General features: G+C 60.4%; 1 protein-coding gene. It reads right to left on the bottom strand.

The features are described from left to right. Positions 1-4: 4 nt before the first annotated feature. Positions 5-854 (bottom strand): ISL3 family transposase (locus tag JMV15_RS27805; protein ID WP_198800284.1); only part of this gene is annotated, 850 nt, incomplete at its 5' end.

Genomic DNA, 854 nt, shown 5'->3' with positions numbered 1-854 from the left:
AGGTTCATCGCGCTTTCCCGGGGAAGGCAGCCTTGATTTTCAGGAAAAAGTATTCCGAGTCCCGAAAACCATAGGCCATACGCTTGATCACCTTGATGCGGTTGTTGACGCCCTCAAGGACGCTGGTATGCATATGGAAGTTGGCACTGGCGAGGATGCCTCGGGCGTATTTGCGCAGGTTGCGAGCGAAGCGCTGTAGCGGCGCGAGGCCGCTGTCCCGGGCGTGCCGCAACCAGGTTCGCCAGCGGCGCCAGCCCTCTCGTACGCTGGGGGCGAACCAGACATCCTTCAGCGCATCCTTGAGGACATAGACCGTAGCCAGCGGCTGGTTGGCCGCGAGTAGTTCTTGAAGCTGCACGGCTTGTCCGTCCTTCAGGTTGTTGCGATTGCGCAGCAGCAGCCAGCGGCTTTGCTTGACCGCCTTTCGTGCCGGCTTGTCTTCGCGCAGGAGGTTGGCCTGGTCAACCCGGATACGGTCGATCACATCCCGACCGTAGCGCGCGACGACGTGAAACAGGTCGTACACCACTTCGGCTTGCGGGCAATGCTTCTTCACCTCCAAATCAAAAGCCGTGTTCATGTCCATGGCCACCGCCTCTATCTGCTGGCAGTGCTTGCCGAGCAATTCAAAGAACGGGCGGACCGCCTCGCGGCTGTTGCCGTGGCCGACCCACAATACCCGCGTTCGCTCGGCATCCATGATGACCGTGGCATAGCGATGCCCTTTGTGCAGGGCGAACTCGTCCATCACCAGGCGGCGGACACCGGTTGAATCGAAGTTGCCTACCTCGGCTTGAAGGCGTCGTTTATCGAGCGTTTTGAGGGTGTGCCAATGCAGGCCGGTGAGCTGGCTG

The sequence above is a fragment of the Pseudomonas paracarnis genome, assembly GCF_904063055.1.
Taxonomy (GTDB): domain Bacteria; phylum Pseudomonadota; class Gammaproteobacteria; order Pseudomonadales; family Pseudomonadaceae; genus Aquipseudomonas; species Aquipseudomonas paracarnis.
Note: the sequence above shows the minus strand (reverse complement) of the source record. Positions and strands in the feature narration are given on the sequence as shown.